This window comes from Caulobacter sp. SSI4214 (genome assembly GCF_012184455.1).
GTDB classification, from domain to species: domain Bacteria; phylum Pseudomonadota; class Alphaproteobacteria; order Caulobacterales; family Caulobacteraceae; genus Caulobacter; species Caulobacter vibrioides_E.
In genome coordinates, this window is record NZ_SZWJ01000007.1 from 63,923 (window position 1) to 83,572 (window position 19,650).

A 19,650-nucleotide genomic window follows, 5' to 3' on the forward strand; every position below is an offset into this window, starting at 1 on the left:
TTTCCGAACGAGTCGGGCTGGACTCAGGTGTTCATCGACTGGAAGAAATCGCCGTTGGTCTTCGACTGGCGCAGCTTGTCGAGCAGGAACTCGATCGCGTCCGAGGCGCCCATCGGGTTGAGGATGCGGCGCAGGACGTAGGTCTTCTGCAGCTGGTCCTTCGGCGTGATCAGCTCTTCCTTGCGGGTGCCGGACTTGAGCACGTCGATGGCCGGGAAGATGCGCTTGTCGGCCACCTTGCGGTCCAAGACGATTTCCGAGTTACCGGTGCCCTTGAACTCTTCGAAGATGACTTCGTCCATGCGGCTGCCGGTGTCGATCAGGGCCGTGGCGATGATCGACAGCGAGCCGCCCTCCTCGACGTTACGGGCGGCGCCGAAGAAACGCTTCGGGCGCTGCAGGGCGTTGGCGTCGACACCGCCGGTCAGCACCTTGCCCGACGACGGGACCGTGGTGTTGTAGGCGCGGCCCAGGCGGGTGACCGAGTCCAGCAGGATGACGACGTCGCGCTTGTGCTCGACCAGGCGCTTGGCCTTCTCGATGACCATCTCTGCCACCTGGACGTGGCGGGTCGCCGGCTCGTCGAAGGTCGAGGCAATCACCTCGCCCTTCACCGTGCGCTGCATGTCGGTGACTTCTTCCGGGCGCTCGTCGATCAGGAGGACGATCAGGTAGCACTCGGGGTGGTTGGTCTCAATGGACTTGGCGATGTTCTGCAGCATCACCGTCTTACCCACGCGCGGCGGGGCGACGATCAGGCAGCGCTGGCCCTTGCCCAGCGGGGCGACGATATCGATGACGCGGCCCGAGCGATCCTTGATCGTCGGGTCCGGCAGCTCCATGTGCAGTCGCTCTTCCGGATAGAGCGGCGTCAGGTTGTCGAAGTGCACCTTGTGGCGCACGTTCTCGGGGCTTTCGAAGTTGATCTTCGAGACGCTGGTCAGGGCGAAGTAGCGCTCGCCTTCGCGTGGCGAGCGGATCGCGCCCTCGACGCTGTCGCCGGTGCGCAGGCCATACTTCCGGATCTGCGACGGCGAGACGTAGATGTCGTCCGGACCCGGAAGATAGTTGGCTTCCGGCGAGCGCAGGAAGCCAAAGCCGTCCTGCAGCACTTCCATGGTGCCCGAACCCGAGATCTCCACGCCTTCCTCGGCGAGGGTCTTCAGGATCGCGAACATCATGTCCTGCTTGCGCATGGAGTTGGCGTTCTCGACCTCGAAGGTCTCGGCGAACGCCAGCAGGTCGGCCGGGGACTTCTCCTTCAGCTCCTGCAGGGACATGGACTTCAGGCCCAGGGCCGCGACGGCGTCGGCGATGCTGGAGCCTTCGTCCTCGCCCTCCGCTTCAGTTTCGACCGAAGCTTCGGTGGCGATGTCGGCGGTGTCCGCGACGGTCTCTTCGATGGCCGCATCTTCGGCGCCCGGGATTTCGTTTTCGGTTTCTTCGGTCATGACAAGACTCAAGGGTGGGCGCGGGCCCCACGACGGAGTCCGGCCGGTAGAACTTCATGGGTCACGCCCAGTAGGACCGGGACATGCGCGTCGATTGACGATGACGCGGATCGTTCGGGGAACGGACCTTGGAGCGGAAGGCTCGCGGGGCGCGCCAGGACGGGCGCCGGTCCGTGAAAGGAGGCGGTCCGGCGACGCCGAACCTATGCGGGATGCAAATCACGCGGCGCGCGGCGGGTCAAGCGCCTGACTAAGGGGCGGGCCCCACATCCATGCCGTCGTAGTGCACGCCCGAGAACTTTCCAGCTAATCCGTAAAACTCAATGTTGCGGGCCTGAAGGCTGTCGACGGTGTGTGTCTCGACGCGTTCGACATGTAGCCACCACACGTCCGAATCAACAGGGCTTGCCTTGTCTCCGGCATAAATGCCGACCAACCGATAGCCGCGATCCGCCAAAATCTTCGCCAACGGCTCCAGCGCGGCTTGCTTTGGCGAAGTGAAGAAATAGCCCCAAAGTAACGGACCATCCACGTTCCAGGACGGGTTTGCCCGCATGTTGGAAAACATTTCGACAAGCTGTTGTCGGGAGATCGTCTCCGCCAGCGAAGGTTCAGCTACCGCTAGAATGGCCGACAAGATCGCGGGGATCAGAAACTTCTTCGCGGCCAAGGCGCGCCTCAGTGGCTCAGGAACTTGGTCGTCACCGAAAGCACGATCACGATCGCCAGCACGAACGGGATCTCGTTGACCATGCGCCAGAACTTTTCCGAGCGAGGATAGACGCCCTTCTCGAACTTCTTGCGCGAGGCCGACAGGAAACCATGGAAGCCGTAGAGCCCGACCAGAGCGACCAGCTTGGTCGCCATCCAGGGCTCGGCCAGGAAACTCCAGCCCCGGATCTGGCTGTCGGCCAGGATCAGACCCAGGCCGAACAGTGCCGTGGCGATCGAGGCCGGATTGATGATCCCGCGCAGGAGACGGCGTTCCATGACCGTGAAGGTCTCCGCCATCTCCGAGCCCGGCGCGGCCTTGCTGTGATAGACGAACAGGCGCGGCAGATAGAGCATCCCGGCCATGAAGGCGATGACCGACAGGATGTGAAGCCCGCGCACCAGGTTGAAGTGCGCCACCAGGAAATCCATCACGCCGCGGCTCCCTCTCGGCACGGGCACTTCGACCATTCAGGACCGCAGCGCCAGCCGCAGGCCGGGGCGACCGAACCGGCGCGTTCAGCCAGAGCGCTGCGAACGGCGCTGGCCAAGCCGTCGATAAACTCCGGCGCGCCGCCCAGGGCCGGGACGCGAACGTAGGGCGCGGCGCCGACCTCTTTCGCCAGCTCGGCGTATTCGTGGTCGAGTTCGACCAGGGTCTCGACGTGCTCGGAGACGAAAGCGATCGGGGTGATCATCACGCCCTTGCCCTCGGCGCCGGCGCGGCGGATCTCCTCGTCGGTCGAAGGGCCGATCCATTTCAGCGGTCCGACCCGGCTCTGGTAACAGACGGTCCAGTCGATCCCGGCCGGCAGCTTGGCGGCGACGGCGGCGGCCGTGGCCTCGATCTGCTTCTGGTAGGGGTCGCCGGCCAGAATGACCTTTTCCGGCAGACCGTGTGCCGAGAACAGCAGACGGATGTTGGTCGGCGAGCCGGCCTTCTCCCAGGTCTCGCGGATCATCCGGGCGTGGGCGTCGATCAGTCCCGCCTCGGTCGGATAGCAGCAGACGGTCGTCTCGGCGCCCGAGCCCTTGTAGGCCTTGCGCCACGCCTTGAGCGACGAGCCGGTCGTGGTGGTCGAGAACTGCGGATAGAGCGGCAGCAGCACGACCTCGTCCGGGGCGAAGGCCGCGACCTGGCGCGCCGTCTCGCCGGTCAGCGGATGCCAGTAGCGCATGGCGATGAAACACTTGGCCTCGACGCCTGGCAGAGCGACCGCCAGGGCCTGCTCGAGCGCCTGCGCCTGCTTCTTCGTCTCCGGCAGCAGCGGCGAGCCGCCGCCCATGATCGCGTAGTTGGCCTTAGCCATCTTCTCGCGCGTCGCCGAGATCAGGGCCGCCAGCGGATAGCGGATCAGGGCCGGCGCGCCGATGATCGCCGGGTCGCGGAACAGGTTGAACAGGAACGGCCGGACGGCGCGCGGACCGTCGGGTCCGCCGAGATTGAACAGGACGACGGCGAGCTTCCGGCTCACTTGACCACCTTCTGTCCGGTCACCCGCTCCAGCACCGCCTCGACGTGCGCGATCGGCGTGTCCGGCAGGATCCCATGCCCCAGGTTGAAGATATAGGGACCCTGGTTCCACTGTTCGAGCAGTTCGTCCACCCGCTTGAGCAGCGCGTCGCCGCCGGCCCGCAGCAGCAGCGGATCGAGCGCGCCCTGGATCGTCTTGCTCTTCTGGATCGCTTGGCCAAGCTTGGCGCTGGCCTGGGTGTCGAGCGCCACGCCCTGCACCGGGACCTGGGCGGCATAGTTCTCCACCAGGGCGCCGGCCCCGCGCGGGAAGCCGATGATCGGCACGGTGACGCCCCGGGCGCGCAGGCCCTCGACGATCTTCTTGTGCGGCTGGGTGACCAGGCGGTCGAACAGCGGCTCGGAAAGACCCTCGGCCCAGCTCTCAAACAGCTTCACGGCCTGAGCGCCCGCATCGACCTGCATGGCCAGGTAATCGACCGTCGAGTCGACCAGCACCTGGATCAGGGCGTCGGTGGTGTCGGGGTTCTGGTAGGCGAAGGTGCGCGCGCCGCTGCGATCGCTGGAGCCCTTTTCGATCATGTAGGTCGCCACGGTCCAGGGCGCGCCGGCGAAGCCAATCAGGGCCTTCGACGGATCGAGCGCCGAGCGAACCTTCGTCAGCGTCTCCCCGACGAGCGATAGGGCCTTGCCCGCCTCGCCGGCCCTTTCGGCCATGGACTCGACCGACGGCATCTCGCCGAGCTTGGGACCTTCGCCGGCCTCGAACCAGACCCTCTGGCCCAGAGCGCCGGGGATCAGCAGGATGTCGGCGAAAACGATGGCCGCGTCGAACGGAAAGCGCCGCATCGGTTGCAGCGTGACCTCGGCCGCCTTTTCCGGATCGAAGCAGAAGCTAATGAAGTCCGGCGCCGTGGCGCGCACCGCGCGATACTCCGGCAGATACCGCCCCGCCTGACGCATGAACCAGATCGGCGGATGGGCGTGTGTCTCGCCCGAGAGCGCCGAGAGAAATTTAACCGTTTGTTGGGACTTTGGGGCCGAAGACGTCATGTCCGCGTTAAAGCCCGGCGAGAGCCCGCGCTCAAGCCCGTAAGTCCCTTAAGACCCTCCTATCATTTCTTAATAAGAAATTAAGATTGAAAGAGGTCGAGGCAGGGCAACCGCAAAGTGGGGAAAACGCCCTTTTGGCGCGTGACTCGCACAGTCCATCCGCTTCCGCCCCCAGGCCTTCCCACATGTGGTTAAGGCTTTGTTAATCGTGTGGACAGCTTGACAGCGCGTTGAATTTCTTAACGAACGCTTAACGCATCGAAGGGTCCGATAAAGACCGCGCTCGACTCCGTCCTCTGGTTTGGACAAGCCCTATCCCCTTATCGGGGGATGCGGCGCGAGCTTGGGGATGGTAGGCGGGAAATGCGACCGTTGATCACAGCGGCGCCGTGTCACGACGTTCGGCGGACCATTCGGCCCCCGGTCGTCCCCAGGGGCAGGACAAGTGGTTAAACAACCGTTAACGGATGATCCACAGGAGAGTCTGGCTCATGGCGGCGAGAGCGAGCGGCTCCCGCCGCGCTTCGCCACCTATTTCCATATCCATCTGGTGTCGGACTCCACCGGCGAAACCCTGAACGCGATGGCCCGCGCCGTCTGCGCGCGGTTCACCGATATTCTGCCGATCGAACATATCTATGCCCTGGTCCGGTCCACGCGGCAGCTGGATCGGGCGCTGGAAGAGATCGCCGGCGCGCCGGGCGTGGTGATGCATACGATCGTCGATCCGGGCCTGCGCGCCGCGCTCGAGGAAGGTTGCCGCAAGCTGGAGATGCCTTGCATCGCGGCCCTGGATCCGGTGATCAGCGCCATGTCGCGCTATCTGGGCGCGCGGATTTCGACCCGCGTCGGCGCCCAGCACGCCCTGACCAACGACTATTTCGACCGCATCGAGGCTTTGGACTACGCCATCGCCCACGACGATGGCCAAGGCGGCCAGGACCTGACCCAGGCCGACGTCATCCTGGTCGGCGTGTCTCGGACTTCGAAGACCCCGACATGCATCTATCTGGCCCATCGCGGCGTGCGCGCCGCCAATGTGCCGCTGGTGCCGGGCCGGCCACCGCCGCAGGACCTGTTCGAGCTGAAGAACACCCTGATCGTCGGCCTGATCACCTCGCCCGACCGCCTGATCCAGATCCGCCGTAACCGGCTGCTGTCGCTGAAGGAGAACCGCGAGAGCGACTATGTCGACGCCGACGCGGTGCGGCAGGAGATCATCGCCGCCCGGCGCCTGTTCGAGCGGATGAACTGGCCGGTCATCGACATAACCCGGCGCTCGGTCGAGGAAACGGCGGCGGCGATCATCAACCTGCTGTCGGGCGGCCGCGGCAAGGTCGAGGTTCTGGGATGACCCCCGTCACCCTCGCCTCGAAGAGTTCCGCGCGACAGATGATCCTCAAGAACGCCGGCGTCGCCTTCGAGGCGGTGAGCCCCGGCGTCGACGAGGACGCGGCCAAGGCCGCCTTGCTCGCCGAACAGGTCGCGCCGCGCGACATCGCCGACGCCCTGGCCGAGATGAAGGCGGTCAAGGTCTCGACCAAGCGTCCCGGTCTGGTGATCGGCGCCGACCAGACGCTCGATCTCCGTGGCAAGCTGTTCGACAAGGCCGAGACGCTGGCGCAGGCGCGCGAGCATCTTCTGGAATTGCGCGGCCAGACCCACAAGCTGCACGCCGCCGTCGTCGTCGCCCGCGACGGCCAGCCGATCTGGCGCGTGGTCGAGAGCGCCGCGCTGACGGTGCGCTCGTTCAGCGAAGCCTGGCTGGACGCCTATATAGAGCGTCGCGGCGAGGCCCTGCTGTGGTCGGTCGGTTGCTACGAGCTGGAAAGCGAGGGCGTTCAGCTGTTCAGCCAGGTCGATGGCGACTACTTCACGATCCTGGGCCTGCCGCTGATCGGCCTGCTCGATTTCCTGCGTCTTCACGGAGCGCTCGCCGCATGACGATCTCTGGAGCCGCGATCGTCGGCGGCGTCTGTGGCCAGCCGATCCGCCATTCGATGAGCCCGATCCTGCACAACGCCTGGATCCAGGCGGCGGGCCTGGACGCGGCCTATGTTCCTTTCGCGCCGGCGGCCGACCGGTTCGAGACGTTCATAGACGGCCTGCGCGGCGGAGCGGTGCGAGGCCTAAACGTGACCATTCCATTCAAGGAACGGGCGCTGGCCCGCGCCGACACCGCCAGCGATCTGGCGCGGATGGCCGGGGCGGCCAATCTGTTGATCTTCAACCCGGACGGCTCGGTCCATGCCGACAATACCGACGGGCCGGGTCTCTTGAGCGCGATCGCGTCTCAAGCGCCCGGCTTCGACGTCGCGGCCGCGCCGGTGGTGATCCTCGGCGCGGGGGGCGCGGCGCGGGGCGCCGTGGCCGCGCTACTTCTGGCTGGCGCGCCCCGGGTGACGGTGGTCAACCGGACCCTGGCGAGGGCCCAGGACTTGGTCGACGCCTTCGGGACCAAGGTCTTCGCCGCCGAGGAAGCCACCATCCCCCACCTGCTGGCGGAGGCGGGCCTGGTGATCAACGCCACTTCGCTGGGCCTGGGCGGCGGCGACGGCCCGGCGGCCGACCTTTCCCGGACTCCGGAGACAGCGGTGGTGATGGACATGGTCTATAAGCCGCTGCGCACCGAATTCCTGCAACGCGCTCGGTCGACCGGGCGCCGGGTGGTCGATGGTCTGGAGATGCTGTTGCGTCAGGCCGAACCAAGTTTCGAGGCGATGTACGGCGTCGCTCCGCCCGCCGACGTCGATGTGCGGGCCATCGCGCTGAAACTGTTGGGCGAGGACTGAGCCATGCTGGTGCTGGGGCTGACCGGGTCGATCGGCATGGGCAAGTCGACCACCGCGACCTTGTTTCAAGCCGAGGGCGTGCCCGTCTACGACTCCGACGCGGCGGTGCACGCGCTTTACGCGAGCGGCGGCGCGGCCGTGGCCCCTGTCGAGGCGGCGTTTCCGGGCGTGGTCGTCAATGGCGCCATCGACCGGGCCAAGCTCAGCGCCCAGGTGGTCGGCGATTCAGAAGCCCTGGCCAAGCTGGAACGGATCGTTCACCCGCTGGTCGGCGCCCATCGCATCGGCTTTTTCGAGAAGGCCCAGGCCGAGGGCCACGAGATCGTCGTGCTGGATGTGCCCCTGCTGTTCGAAACCGGCGGCGAGAAGAAGGTCGACAAGGTGGTGGTCGTCTCCGCGCCCACCGATGTTCAGCGCCAGCGCGTTCTGGCTCGCCCGGACATGACGCCCGAGAAGTTCGAGGCGATCCTGGCGCGTCAGACGCCGGACGCCGAAAAGCGCGCGCGGGCCGACTTCGTCATCGATACGAGCCAGGGCCTGGACTGTGCCCGCGATCAGGTCCGCGACCTTCTGACTCTGTTGAGAACCTCCCGCTCCGCTTGAAGCCGGCCGCGAACGGTCGCATGGAGGGATCATGGCCCGGGAAATCATCCTCGACACCGAAACCACCGGCTTCGATCCCAAGACGGGCGACCGCTTGGTCGAAATCGGCTGCATCGAGGTGGTGGACTTCATGCCCACCGGCCGCTCATTCCATGAATATTGCGACCCCCTCCGCGACATGCCGGCGGAGGCCGAGAAGGTCCACGGTCTGTCCAGCGCCTTCCTGACCGGTAAGCCTAAGTTCCATGAGATCGCCGATCGGTTCATCGACTTTGTCGGGGACAGCGTCGTGGTCGCCCACAACGCGGCGTTCGACCGCCAGTTCGTCAATTTCGAACTCGAGAAGTGCGGCAAGACGCCGATCCACGAGGAGCGCTGGATCGACACCCTGGCCATGGCCAAGAAGCGCTTCCCGGGCATGTATAACTCGCTCGACGCGCTGTGTAAGCGGTTCAAGATCAGCCTGGACAGCCGCGAAAAGCACGGGGCGCTGATCGACGCCCACCTGCTGGCCGAGGTCTATCTGGAACTGCAGGGCGGCAAGGAGCGCGCCCTGGAGCTGACCCACGCCGTCGAGGTCCTGGCCGTCTCCGCCGCGCGACAAGGGTCCTACGGCGCTCGCCAACGTCCGCTGGCGCCCCGCTCGACCGACGCCGAGCGTGAGGTTCACGCCGCCTGGGTCCGCAAGAACCTCAAGGACCAGGCGCTGTGGATCAAACATGGCGTGGTGTCGGCCGAGGGCTGATCGCACGATCGCCAGCCTCCCGCAGGCGCGCGCGTTGGCCAGTCCCTTGACGCCCTCTCGCCAAGACCCCAGAAGCCGGACGTGACCGACGCCGCCCAGCCCCTCGCCGCCGACGCCCCCGCCCCCAAGAAGGGCGGGCTGCTGAAGTCCTCGATGATCTATTCCGGCCTGACCCTGGTCAGCCGGTTCATGGGCTTCGCGCGGGACCTCGCGGTTTCTTATCGGATGGGGGCCAGCCTGACGCCGGCCGCCGACGCCTATAACGCCGCCCTGGCCTTCCCCAACCTGTTCCGCCGGTTCTTCGCGGAGGGCGCTTTCGCGGCCGCCTTCGTGCCGGCCTACGCCAAGTCGCTGCAGACCGATGGCGAGGAGGTCGCCGACATTCTGGCCGCCGACGCCATGGCGTCGCTGGCGGCGGCGACCATCATCATCACCGTGGTCTGCCAGCTGGCCATGCCCTGGCTGATGATGCTGATCAGCCCCGGCTTTGCCGCCGATCCGGCCAAGTACAAGCTGGCCGTGCTGCTGACCCAGATCACCATGCCCTATCTGCCGTGCATGGCGATCGTGGCGCACCTGTCGGGCGTGTTGAACGCCCGCGACCGCTTCATCCTGTCGGCCGGCGCGCCGATCCTGCTCAACCTGTTCACCCTGGCCTTCATCCTGCCGCAGACCACGGCGATCGGCGCGGCGAAGTCCGGCTCGGTCGGGGTCATCGCCGCCGGCGTCGCTCAGGCGGCGCTGCTGACCTGGGGCGTCAACAAGTCCGGGGCCAAGGTCCACTGGCGGCTGCCGCGCCTGACGCCCGAGGTGCGCGCGCTGATCGGCAAAGCTATCCCCGGCGCCCTGGCGGCCAGTGCGACCCAGGTCAACATCTTCATTTCCGGCAATCTGGCCAGCCACGTGGCGGGCGGGCGGACCTGGCTGGCGACGGCCGACCGGCTCTACCAGCTGCCGCTGGGCCTTGTGGGCGTGGCCATCGGCGTGGCGTTGCTGCCGCGTCTGTCGCGCGCCGTGCACTCGGGCGACCGCGAGGACGCCCAGAGCGCCATGGACCAGGCCATCACCCTGGCCATGGCCCTGACCCTGCCGGCCGCCGCCGCTTTGGTCGCCATGCCCGGCTTCCTTTCGGACGGCCTCTACACGCGCGGCCAGTTCACCGCCTTCGACGCCAGCCAGACGGCGGCGGCGCTGTTCTTCTACGGCCTGGGCACGCCGGCCTTCGTGCTGCAGCAGCTCTATTCTCGCGCCTTTTTCGCGCGTGGCGACACCAAGAGCCCGATGCGTTTCGCCCTGATCTCGGTGGCCGTGAACATCGCGTTCGGCGTGGTGCTTTTCCATCTGGTGGGCGTGAAGGGCATCGCCGCGGCGACGGCCATCGCCTCGTGGCTCAATGTCGGCCAGATGGCTTTCGTCCTGGCGCGCAAGGGCGAGTACGGCCCCTCGGGCCAGACCTGGTCGCGTCTGATCCGCACCCTGCTGGCCAGTCTGGGCATGGGTCTTCTGCTGGCGACGGCCTCGCACTATCGCGACGTCATCGAGGCGCCGCTGCGCGCCATCGGTCTGCACGGCCGCGCCCTGGGCGCCAAGGAAGTCGCCCTGGCCCTGACTTGCCTCGCCGGTCTCGCCGTCTATCCGCCGCTGCTGTTCCTGTTCGGCGGCGTCAAGCCGGCCGAACTGAAGGCGGCGCTGAGGCGCGGCAAGGCTTGATCCCCGCCCGCGAGGAGGCTAACCAGCGGGCATGGCTCCGATCGGTCCCCTCGCGCCGCGATGGCGCGGCTCCAACTGACCTCGATCCTCGCGTTTCGACGCGATGCGCTTCCGCGCGCCCGAGCCATTCCAGTCGAATTCGACAGCCCAAAATTTTCTCAGCAAGGCTGAACCCATGACCGACCAAGCTCCCGTCACCTATACGGGCCCGTCCCGCGTGCTTTCGGGCGTGCAGCCCTCCGGCGCCCTGCACCTGGGCAACTATCTCGGCGCCTTGGTGAAGTTCGCCCGCCTGCAGCACGAGATCGACACCTTCATCTTCGTGGCGGACATGCACGCCATCACCGTCTGGCAGGAGCCGGCGGCGCTGGCCCAGCAGACCCGCGAGATCGCGGCGGCCTACATCGCCTCGGGCCTGGATCCGGACAAGGCGACGATCTTCCCGCAGTCGGCGGTGCGCGAGCACGCCGAGTTGGCCTGGATCTTCAACTGCGTCGCCCGTCTAGGCTGGTTGGACCGCATGACGCAGTTCAAGGAAAAGAGCGGCAAGCACAAGGAGCGCAGCTCGGTGGGTCTCTACACCTATCCGGTGCTGCAAGCCGCCGACATCCTGATCTACAAGGCCACCCACGTGCCGGTCGGCGAGGACCAGAAGCAGCACCTGGAGCTGACCCGCGACATCGCCGCCAAGTTCAACCACGACTTCGGCGCCCCTGGGGGAGCTTCCGCGTTCTTCCCGCAGCCCGAACCGCTGATCCAGGGGCCGGGCGCGCGGGTGATGAGCCTGCGCGACGGCTCGGCCAAGATGAGCAAGTCGGATCCATCGGACTATTCGCGGATCAACCTGACCGACGACGCCGACGCGATCGCCCAGAAGATCAAGAAGGCCCGCACGGATCCCGAACCTCTGCCCGAGACCCTGGACGAACTGAGCGCCCGCGCCGAGGCCGACAATCTGGTCGGAATCTTCGCGGCGCTCTCTGGCCGGACCAAGGCCGAGGTGCTGGCCGAGTACGCGGGCAAGGGCTTTGGGACCTTCAAGCCGGCCCTGGCCGAGCTGGCCGTCGAGAAACTGGCCCCGGTCGGCGAGAAGATGCGAGGCCTGCTGGGCGATCCGGCGGTGCTGGACGCGATCCTGGCCAAGGGCGCTGAAAAGGCCCGCGAGGCCGCCGCCCCGACCCTGGCCGAGGTCAAGAAGCTGGTCGGCTTCTGGGGGGCTTAAGCGCCTTGGCGCCCTAAGGTCCCGATACGAAAACGCCGCGCCAGCCTCTGACTGGCGCGGCGAATCTTTTTTGGGAGGGCGGCGCGGCCTAGACCCGCTCGGGGATCCGCACCATCATCCGCTCGTAGCCCTTCACGAAGGTCGAGTAGACACGCTTGGGCTCTTCCAGCACCTCGATCTTGGGGAAGCGCTTAAGCACCTCTTCCCAGACGATCTTCAACTGCATCTCGGCCAAGCGGTTGCCGACGCAGCGGTGAATGCCGAAGCCGAACGACAGGTGGCGGCGGGCTTGCGGGCGGTCGATGATGAACTGGTCGGCGTTCTCGATCACCGTGTCGTCGCGGTTGCCCGAGACGTACCACATGACGACCTTGTCGCCCTTCTTGATGGTCTTGCCGTTCAGCTCGTAGTCGGCCAGCGCCGTGCGGCGCATGTGGGCCAGGGGCGTCTGCCAGCGGATGATCTCCGAGACCATGTTCGGGATCAGGCTGGGATCGGCGCGCAGCTTGGCTTCTTCCTGGGGATTTTTCGACAGGGCGTAGAGGCCGCCGGTGATCGAGTTACGAGTGGTGTCGTTGCCGCCGACAATCAGAAGGATGATGTTCCCCAGATACTCCATCGGCGGCATGTCACGGGTGGCCTCGCCGTGGGCCAGCATCGAGATCAGGTCGTTGCCCGGCTCGGTCAGGTTCACCCGCTCGTTCCAGAGATTGGTGAAATAGCCCAGGCACTCCATCAGCTCGGCGCGGCGGGCCTCCTCGCTTTCGATGATGCCGCTCTCGGGCGAGGCGGTGGCGATGTCCGACCAGCGCGTCAGCTTGCGGCGCTCTTCCCAGGGGAAATCGAACAGGGTGGCCAGCATCTGGGTGGTCAGCTCGATCGACACCCGATCGACCCAGTCGAAGGGCTCGTCGATAGGCAGGCTGTCGAGAATGCGCTGGACCCGCTCGCGAATGATCCCTTCAAGCTTGGCCAGATTGGTCGGCGAGACGATCGGACTGACCGTCTTGCGCTGGATATCGTGCTTGGGCTGGTCCATGGCGATGAACATCGGCAGGACGAAGTCCTCGTCGAAGTTCCGGATGGTGATGCCGCCCAGATGCGCGTCCGACGAGAAGACCTGGTGGGTCGTGTCGACGGTCATGATGTCTTCGTAGCGGGTGATCGACCAATAAGGCCCAGTCTCTTCATCCCCCTTGGAGAAGTGGACGGGGTCCTCCTTCCGCAGCCGCTCGAAAAAGGGCCACATCGCATCGGCCTGGAACAGGGCCGGCCGGGCCACGTGAAACTCCTCCAGCGGCGTCGCATAGGCTTCGGCGCGCGCGGCGTCCTTCAGGTCGATCGAACCATCGCTCATCTCGGATCCTCCCGCGGATCATTGTTCTTTCGTCCATACCGCCAGAAAATGACGCCTGTGTCACTTTCAAAATTCGATGACCTTGTCCTTGGAGCGCCGTGGCGGCCGGTCTTGCGTCAACACGTCGCGAGGTCCATCTGGAGGCCATGTTCATCCAGACCGAAACCACGCCCAATCCCGAGGTCCTGAAGTTCCTGCCTGGCCGAGAGGTTCTGGGCGAGGGCGCGCGGGAATTCCGCACCCCGGAGGACGGCGACGCCTCGCCCCTGGCCAAGGCGCTGTTCGAGCTCGGCGACGTGACGCGGGTGTTCTTCGGCCCCGACTTCCTGACCGTGACCAAGGGCGAGGACGCCCAGTGGCCGCATCTGAAGGCGCCGATCCTGGCGGCGATCATGGATCACTTCACCAGCGGTCGTCCGCTGCTGCTGGACGCGGTCGAGGCCGGCGGCCATGACGACGGCGACTATGACGAGGACGCCTCGCAGATCGTCGCCGAGATCAAGGAGCTTCTCGACACGCGCATCCGCCCGGCCGTGGCCCAGGACGGCGGCGACATCGTTTTCTCGCGCTTCGAGCCGAAGACCGGCGTGGTCTGGCTGCACATGCGCGGCGCCTGCTCGGGCTGTCCGTCCTCTTCGGCGACCCTGAAGTCGGGCGTCGAGAACATGCTCAAGCACTATGTGCCGGAAGTGACCCGGGTCGAGCAGACGCTCTGATTTTCACCGGATCCGTGGCCGCGGGTGTTGCCCGTCTGGGCTCGAAGGCTATATTGTAACCATATGAGTTGCGAATAGACCTTGTAAGGATCGCTCATGGCCAAGCTCGAAGACGCCTCGCTCGCCCAGCTGTTCACCGAAGCCCGCACCCGCAACGGCTGGGATCCGGCGCCGCTGCCGGAGAGCGTGCTGCGCGAACTCTATGAGCTGACCAAGTTCGGTCCGACCGCCGCTAACTCGAGCCCGGCGCGCTTCTACTTCCTCACCTCTGAAGAGGCCAAGGAGCGTTTGGCCAAGCTGTCCTCGGGCTCGAACGCCGCGAAAATCCGTCAGGCGCCGTGCACTGTGATCGTCGGCTACGACCTCGACTTCCCGGAGACCCTGCCGAAGCTGTTCCCGCACGCCCCCGGCGCGAAGGACTGGTTCAACGACCTGGCCGCCCGCGAATGGGGCGCGCTGCGCAACAGCTCGCTGCAGGGCGGCTACTTCATCCTGGCCGCGCGGGCCCTGGGCCTGGACGTCGGCCCGATGTCGGGCTTCGACAACGCCGGCGTCGACGCCGAGTTCTTCGCGGGCACGAACATCAAGAGCAATTTCATCGCCTCGATTGGCCACGGCACGGAAGAAGGCCTGTTCCCGCGCAATCCGCGCCTCGACTTCGACGAGGCCGCGAAGATCCTCTGATCCGCGAACGTCTCTAACGATCAAAAGCCCGTCGCCCGAAAATGGCGACGGGCTTTTGTGCATCGGGCGCGGATTCGCTAGAAGCGCGTCATGACCTTTCGTCCCGCGCTTCTCGCCCTGCCGCTCCTGCTGCTCGCCGCCTGCGGCCAGGGGGAAAAGACGCCCGCCGCCCACGACGCCAGCCCGTCCGAGGCGGCGCCCAAAGGTCCCGTCCGCGTCGCGGTCGCGCCCTATACGGGCGGCGTGCTGAAGATCACCAAGGACGGGGTCGGGCCTATCAATGGCGCCACCGCCTTCGACCTGGCCACGCTGAAGGTTCTCTTCCCCAAGGCCAAGGTCGAACAGGCCTTCCTGCATTTCGGCGAAGGTCCCGCCCAGCCGATCATCAATGTCGAGCAGGACAAGGTCCCACTGCTGGAGATCGGCAAGACCGACGAGGGCGAGATCGCCTATGTCCGCGCCGCCGCCGGCGACGTGCGCGGTCCCAAGGACGAAGCGCTGCTGGCCAAGTGGCGCGACCTGGGCTTCACGCTGGATCATTGCCGGGCCGGCGAGGGGCGCGAGGTCAACCAGACCATCTGCGTGCGTCCCGAGGCGCCGACCGTGTCCTATGTCTTCGGCGTGCCAGGCTATACGGGCAAGGGTCTGCCGTCGGAGGCGGCCCTGAAGGCCAAGGGTCAGCTGAACGAGCTGGTCTGGCGGCCCGCCGAGGGCGCCAACGTGGCCTCGGCCTAGCTCATGATCCTTTCGATCGACACCTGTCTGGGCGCCAGCTCGGTCGCCGTTCTGGACGGCGAACGCGTCCTGGCGGCGCGCAGCGAGCCGATGACTCGCGGCCATCAGGAGCGGATCGGGCCCATCGCGCGCGAGACCGTCGCCGAGGCCGGCGTGGCCTTCGAGGACGTAAAACGCATCGGCGTCACCGTCGGACCCGGCTCGTTCACGGGCCTGCGCGTCGGCCTGGCTTTCGCCAAGGGGTTGGCCACGGCGTTGTCGATCCCCTGCGTGGGCGTCAACACACTGGAGAGTCTGGCTTTCGGAACCCAGGGCTTCGTCGCGGCCGTTCTGGATGCGCGGATGGAGCAGGTCTACATCCAGGTCTTCTCCGACGGCGTGTCGCTGATGGCGCCCGACGCCCTGGGCCTGGGCGAGGCCGCCGCGCGCCTCGCCGAGCTCTATTCGGGCGGGCCGGCGACCTTGGTCGGCTCGGGCGCGCCGTTGCTGGCCAATGTGCTGCCGGACGCCGCCGTGCTGACGCCCGTCGCGCCCGATCCCGTCGCCGTCGCCCGCTTGGCCGATCGAAAGCCGGTTCCGACCCATTCGCCCCGGCCGCTCTATCTGCGCGCGCCCTACGCCACCCTGCCCGCCGCATGAACCTGCGCCCCGTCGGCTCCGAAGCCGCCTTCGACCTCGCCGATCTGCACGACAAGGCCTTCGACCGGCCCTGGACGGCGGTGGAGTTCGACGACTTGCTGAAATCTCCGGGCGCCTTCGCCGTGCTGGGCGAGGCTGGAGAGCCCGCGGTGTCCAAGGGCTTCATCCTGTGCCGCTCGATCGCGGGCGAGGCCGAGATCCTGACCATCGCCGTCGATCCGGCCGCCCGCCGACGCGGCTGGGGCGCGGCCCTGGTCGAGATGGCCGCCGGAATCGCCGCCGAAACCCGGGCCGAGGCGATGTTCCTGGAGGTCGCGGCCGACAACGCGCCGGCCATCGAGCTCTATCAGTCGGCCGGTTTCGCCCGGGTCGGGCTCCGCAAGGGCTATTATCCTCACCCAGATGGGGCCAAGGACGCGCTGGTCATGCGCCGGGCGCTTAACACTTAAGGGCTGATTGCCTATCTTGCCGGCGACTCAGACGGAGGGTCCGCCTTGGATCGACTCGAAAAGGCCTGCATCGAAAAGGGCATGCGCATGACGGACCAGCGCCGCGTGATCGCGCGCGTGCTGTCGTCGGCCGAGGACCATCCCGATGTCGAGGAGCTGCACCGCCGCGCCCACGCCATCGACCCGCATATCTCGATCGCCACGGTCTACCGCACCGTCCGCCTGTTCGAGGAAAGCGGCATCATCGAGCGTCACGACTTCCGCGACGGCCGCTCCCGCTACGAGGAGACGCCCGATCATCACCACGACCACCTGATCGACATGAAGACCGGCAAGGTCGTCGAGTTCGTGGACGAGGAGATCGAGGCGCTGCAAAACGCCATCGCCCGAAAGCTGGGTTACAAGCTGATCGATCACCGGCTCGAGCTTTACGGGATGCCGCTGGAGGACTGATCCTGGGCGGGTTCTCGCGGCGCCGGGGAGGATCCCGCCCTTGCGGAACGGGCCTCTCGACCCCATAACCTCGCCGGATGAGCGAGACCCCGCGCAAGCGCCTCTTTATCAAGACCTACGGCTGTCAGATGAACGTCTATGACAGCGAGCGCATGGCCGACGTCCTGCGCCCGCTGGGCTATGGCGTCGTCGACGATCCCGAGGGGGCGGACCTGGTGGTGCTGAACACCTGCCACATCCGCGAGAAGGCCACCGAGAAGGTCTATTCCGAACTCGGCTACATCAAGCAGATGAAGGACCGGAAGGCGCAGGACGGCGGTCGCATGACCATCGCCGTGGCCGGCTGCGTGGCCCAGGCCGAGGGCAAGGAGATCATGAACCGCCAGAAGGCGGTCGATCTGGTCGTCGGCCCGCAGGCCTATCACCAGCTGCCCGAGCTGATCGCCCGCGCCCACCGCGCGACGGGCGAGCGCCTGGCCGCCGACTTTGCCGCCGACGAGAAGTTCGACGCCCTGCCGGCCGAGCGCCACGTGACCGGGGTGACCGCGTTTCTCACCGTGCAGGAAGGCTGCGACAAGTTCTGCACCTTCTGCGTCGTGCCCTACACCCGCGGCGGCGAGTGGTCGCGGCCGGTGAACGACATCGTCGAGGAGGCTAAGCGCCTGGCCGACCAGGGCGTGCGCGAGGTCACGCTGCTGGGCCAGAACGTCAACGCCTATGACGGCGACGGCCAGACCCTGGCCAAGCTGGTCCGCCAACTGGCCAAGATCGATGGCCTAGACCGCATCCGCTATACGACCAGCCACCCGCGCGACATGGGCGAGGACCTGATCGAGGCCCACGGCGAATTGCCGGAGCTGATGCCCTATCTGCACCTGCCGGTGCAGGCGGGCAGTGACAAGATCCTCAAGGCCATGAACCGCGACCACACGGCCGAGAGCTATGTGCGCCTGATCGAGCGCATCCGCGCCGCGCGTCCGGATATCGCCATGAGCGGCGATTTCATCGTCGGCTTCCCCGGCGAGCGGGACGGCGACTTCGAGAAGACCTTGGATCTTGTCCGCAAGGTCGGCTTCGCCAGCGCCTTCTCGTTCAAATATTCGCGTCGTCCGGGCACGCCGGCCTCCGCCATGCCGGGCCAGGTCGAGGAAGAGGTCAAGGCCGAGCGCCTGGAACGCCTGAACCAGCTGCTCGACGAGCAACAGCGCGCCTTCAACGCCGCCCAGGTCGGCAAGGTGCTGCCCGTGCTATTTGAAAAGCCCGGCCGCCACCCGGGCCAGGTGGTGGGACGCAGTCCCTATCTGCAAGCCGTCCACGCCGAGGGCGGGGAGCAACTGATCGGGAAGATCGTTCCCGTTCGTATCGAGAGCGCCGCCAAGATGAGCCTGGCGGGCGTGCTCGAACCTGTTCAGGAGACCGCGTGAGCCGCACGCCCGAGTTCCTGCCGCTGTCCGACGACGCGGTTCACGCCGTGTCGGGCCCGTCCGGCCGTCACGCGGCCCTGATCGAAGACGCCTTCAAGGTGCTGATCGAGACCCCCGGCGGCGGCGTCACCATCACCGGCGACGCGCGGGGACGCACCGGCGCCAAGCGCGCTCTGAGCGCCCTGGCCGCCCGCGCCGACGCCGGCGAGGAAGTGGTCGAGGCCGATGTCCGCATCGCCATCGGCGGCGCTCACGAAACGGGCGGCCAGGCCTCGCCCCGCGCGGTGCGCAAGGGCAATGTCTCGCCAAAGACCAAGAGCCAGGCTCAGTACCTTGAGAAGATGGCGACCCACCCGCTGGTCTTCGGTCTGGGTCCGGCCGGCACCGGCAAGACCTTCCTGGCCGTCGCCCATGGCGCGGGGATGCTGCTGCGCGGCGAGGTCGATCGCCTGATCGTCACCCGCCCCGCCGTCGAGGCCGGCGAGAAGCTCGGCTTCCTTCCGGGCGACCTGAACGAGAAGGTCGATCCCTACATGGCCCCGGTTTGGGAAGCCCTGACCGACATCATGGGCGCCGACCAGCTGCGTCGCCGTCGGGAAAAGCTGGAGATCGAGGTCGCGCCGATCGCCTTCATGCGCGGCCGCACCCTGGCGCACGCCTTCGTCATCGTCGACGAGGCCCAGAACTGCTCGCGGCTGCAGATGAAGATGGTGCTGACCCGGATCGGCGAGGGCGCGCGCATGGTCGTCACGGGCGACCCGACCCAGGTCGACCTGCTGAACCCTCGGGATTCGGGCCTGGCCCACGCCGTCTCGATCCTGGAAGGCGTCGAGGGCGTGGCCGTCTCGCGCTTCACCGCGTCGGACGTGGTGCGGCACCCGCTCGTCGAGCGCATCGTCAAGGCCTATGACGCGGACGCGGCTCAGAGTACTCCCCGCTAAATGACCATTACCGTCGATATCGAGATCGAGGATCAGGCCTGGCTCGCCGCCGCCGAGGACGCCGAGGCCCTGGTCTGGCGCGCCGCCCAGGCCGTGCTGGACGCGCACGAGGACATCGTGGGGCAGGGGATCGTGATCCTGCTGACCGACGACGACAGCGTGCAGGCCCTGAACCGCGACTTCCGCCAGAAGGACTATGCGACCAACGTCCTGTCCTTCCCCTCGCCGCGAGATCCCATCGCCAATCCGGAAGGCCAGATCGGCGACGTCGCCCTGGCCTATGGGGTCTGCGCCCGCGAGGCGGCCGAGCAGGGCAAGCCTCTGGCCCACCATCTGCAACATCTGGTGGCGCATGGTGTGCTTCATCTCCTAGGATATGACCACGAGAGCAACGACGAGGCGGAAGCCATGGAGGCGCTCGAACGCGAAATCCTGGCGGGTCTGGACGTTCCCGACCCTTATGCTGGCGATGAAGAGGGGCGCTGACAGGG

At 66.7% G+C, this 19,650-nt stretch carries 22 protein-coding genes; 16 read left to right on the plus strand and 6 right to left on the minus strand.

The features are described from left to right. Window positions 1–23: 23 nt before the first annotated feature. The 5 genes from rho to hemE all read right to left on the minus strand — a co-directional run bounded on the left by rho (window position 24) and on the right by hemE (window position 4,689). Window positions 24–1,451 (minus strand): transcription termination factor Rho, encoded by a 1,428-nt coding sequence (rho, locus tag FCU40_RS03705; RefSeq protein WP_168072997.1) that lies wholly within the window; start codon window positions 1,449–1,451, stop codon window positions 24–26. 250 nt (window positions 1,452–1,701) lie between these two features. After that, window positions 1,702–2,121, minus strand: coding sequence for a ribonuclease E inhibitor RraB (locus tag FCU40_RS03710; protein WP_206677297.1), 420 nt, complete (start codon window positions 2,119–2,121; stop codon window positions 1,702–1,704). An 8-nt stretch (window positions 2,122–2,129) separates the two neighbouring features. After that, the gene (locus FCU40_RS03715; protein WP_168072999.1) at window positions 2,130–2,633 is read right to left on the minus strand and encodes a CopD family protein; all 504 of its coding nucleotides are present in this window, start codon (window positions 2,631–2,633) and stop codon (window positions 2,130–2,132) included. Further along, window positions 2,594–3,637: a ferrochelatase gene (hemH, locus tag FCU40_RS03720; RefSeq protein WP_168073001.1), complete on the minus strand. Its 1,044-nt coding sequence runs from the start codon at window positions 3,635–3,637 to the stop codon at window positions 2,594–2,596. The genes FCU40_RS03715 and hemH overlap by 40 nt, the downstream gene beginning before the upstream one ends. Continuing rightward, a complete protein-coding gene (gene hemE / locus FCU40_RS03725) occupies window positions 3,634–4,689 on the minus strand; it encodes a uroporphyrinogen decarboxylase (protein WP_168073003.1) in 1,056 nt (351 codons plus the stop codon). The genes hemH and hemE overlap by 4 nt, the downstream gene beginning before the upstream one ends. 445 nt (window positions 4,690–5,134) lie before the next feature. On the opposite strand from hemE, the gene FCU40_RS03730 reads away from it, so the two are divergent. From FCU40_RS03730 to trpS, 7 genes are all read left to right on the plus strand, one after another. Next, on the plus strand, window positions 5,135–6,043 hold the full coding sequence (locus FCU40_RS03730; protein WP_004618179.1) for a pyruvate, water dikinase regulatory protein: 909 nt from the start codon (window positions 5,135–5,137) through the stop codon (window positions 6,041–6,043). Beyond that, on the plus strand, window positions 6,040–6,633 hold the full coding sequence (locus FCU40_RS03735) for a Maf family protein (RefSeq protein ID WP_168073005.1): 594 nt from the start codon (window positions 6,040–6,042) through the stop codon (window positions 6,631–6,633). Before FCU40_RS03730 ends, FCU40_RS03735 begins: the two co-directional genes overlap by 4 nt. Continuing rightward, the gene (gene aroE / locus FCU40_RS03740; protein WP_168073007.1) at window positions 6,630–7,481 is read left to right on the plus strand and encodes a shikimate dehydrogenase; all 852 of its coding nucleotides are present in this window, start codon (window positions 6,630–6,632) and stop codon (window positions 7,479–7,481) included. The genes FCU40_RS03735 and aroE overlap by 4 nt, the downstream gene beginning before the upstream one ends. A 3-nt stretch (window positions 7,482–7,484) precedes the next feature. Next, window positions 7,485–8,084 (plus strand): dephospho-CoA kinase, encoded by a 600-nt coding sequence (gene coaE, locus FCU40_RS03745; protein WP_168073009.1) that lies wholly within the window; start codon window positions 7,485–7,487, stop codon window positions 8,082–8,084. Window positions 8,085–8,115: 31 nt separating this feature from the next. Then, a complete protein-coding gene (gene dnaQ / locus FCU40_RS03750) occupies window positions 8,116–8,829 on the plus strand; it encodes a DNA polymerase III subunit epsilon (protein WP_004618175.1) in 714 nt (237 codons plus the stop codon). Window positions 8,830–8,910: 81 nt separating this feature from the next. Continuing rightward, window positions 8,911–10,539: a murein biosynthesis integral membrane protein MurJ gene (murJ, locus tag FCU40_RS03755; protein ID WP_168073011.1), complete on the plus strand. Its 1,629-nt coding sequence runs from the start codon at window positions 8,911–8,913 to the stop codon at window positions 10,537–10,539. Between the two features lie 175 nt (window positions 10,540–10,714). Then, window positions 10,715–11,761, plus strand: coding sequence for a tryptophan--tRNA ligase (trpS, locus tag FCU40_RS03760; protein ID WP_168073013.1), 1,047 nt, complete (start codon window positions 10,715–10,717; stop codon window positions 11,759–11,761). A gap of 88 nt (window positions 11,762–11,849) precedes the next feature. Here trpS and FCU40_RS03765 read toward each other — a convergent pair whose 3' ends face one another. Next, window positions 11,850–13,118 carry a cytochrome P450 gene (locus FCU40_RS03765; RefSeq protein ID WP_168073014.1) on the minus strand — a complete coding sequence of 423 codons (1,269 nt, stop codon included), beginning with the start codon at window positions 13,116–13,118 and terminating at the stop codon, window positions 11,850–11,852. Between the two features lie 146 nt (window positions 13,119–13,264). Here FCU40_RS03765 and FCU40_RS03770 point away from each other — a divergent pair, with 146 nt between their 5' ends. The 9 genes from FCU40_RS03770 to ybeY all read left to right on the plus strand — a co-directional run bounded on the left by FCU40_RS03770 (window position 13,265) and on the right by ybeY (window position 19,645). After that, window positions 13,265–13,834: a NifU family protein gene (locus FCU40_RS03770; RefSeq protein ID WP_168073016.1), complete on the plus strand. Its 570-nt coding sequence runs from the start codon at window positions 13,265–13,267 to the stop codon at window positions 13,832–13,834. Between the two features lie 96 nt (window positions 13,835–13,930). Then, window positions 13,931–14,518, plus strand: coding sequence for a malonic semialdehyde reductase (locus FCU40_RS03775; RefSeq protein WP_168073018.1), 588 nt, complete (start codon window positions 13,931–13,933; stop codon window positions 14,516–14,518). Window positions 14,519–14,608: 90 nt separating this feature from the next. Then, on the plus strand, window positions 14,609–15,253 hold the full coding sequence (locus FCU40_RS03780; protein WP_168073019.1) for a DUF1131 family protein: 645 nt from the start codon (window positions 14,609–14,611) through the stop codon (window positions 15,251–15,253). A gap of 3 nt (window positions 15,254–15,256) precedes the next feature. Further along, complete coding sequence (gene tsaB / locus FCU40_RS03785) at window positions 15,257–15,892, plus strand: tRNA (adenosine(37)-N6)-threonylcarbamoyltransferase complex dimerization subunit type 1 TsaB (RefSeq protein ID WP_168073021.1); 636 nt, start codon at window positions 15,257–15,259, stop codon at window positions 15,890–15,892. Next, a complete protein-coding gene (gene rimI / locus FCU40_RS03790) occupies window positions 15,889–16,341 on the plus strand; it encodes a ribosomal protein S18-alanine N-acetyltransferase (protein WP_168073022.1) in 453 nt (150 codons plus the stop codon). Before tsaB ends, rimI begins: the two co-directional genes overlap by 4 nt. A 45-nt stretch (window positions 16,342–16,386) precedes the next feature. Next, on the plus strand, window positions 16,387–16,794 hold the full coding sequence (locus tag FCU40_RS03795) for a Fur family transcriptional regulator (protein WP_004618156.1): 408 nt from the start codon (window positions 16,387–16,389) through the stop codon (window positions 16,792–16,794). Between the two features lie 77 nt (window positions 16,795–16,871). Then, complete coding sequence (gene miaB / locus FCU40_RS03800; RefSeq protein WP_168073023.1) at window positions 16,872–18,218, plus strand: tRNA (N6-isopentenyl adenosine(37)-C2)-methylthiotransferase MiaB; 1,347 nt, start codon at window positions 16,872–16,874, stop codon at window positions 18,216–18,218. Further along, window positions 18,215–19,159, plus strand: a complete 945-nt coding sequence (locus tag FCU40_RS03805; protein ID WP_004618152.1) for a PhoH family protein — start codon at window positions 18,215–18,217, stop codon at window positions 19,157–19,159. The genes miaB and FCU40_RS03805 overlap by 4 nt, the downstream gene beginning before the upstream one ends. 18 nt (window positions 19,160–19,177) lie before the next feature. Next, window positions 19,178–19,645 carry an rRNA maturation RNase YbeY gene (gene ybeY, locus FCU40_RS03810; RefSeq protein WP_168073037.1) on the plus strand — a complete coding sequence of 156 codons (468 nt, stop codon included), beginning with the start codon at window positions 19,178–19,180 and terminating at the stop codon, window positions 19,643–19,645. Window positions 19,646–19,650 lie beyond the last annotated feature (5 nt).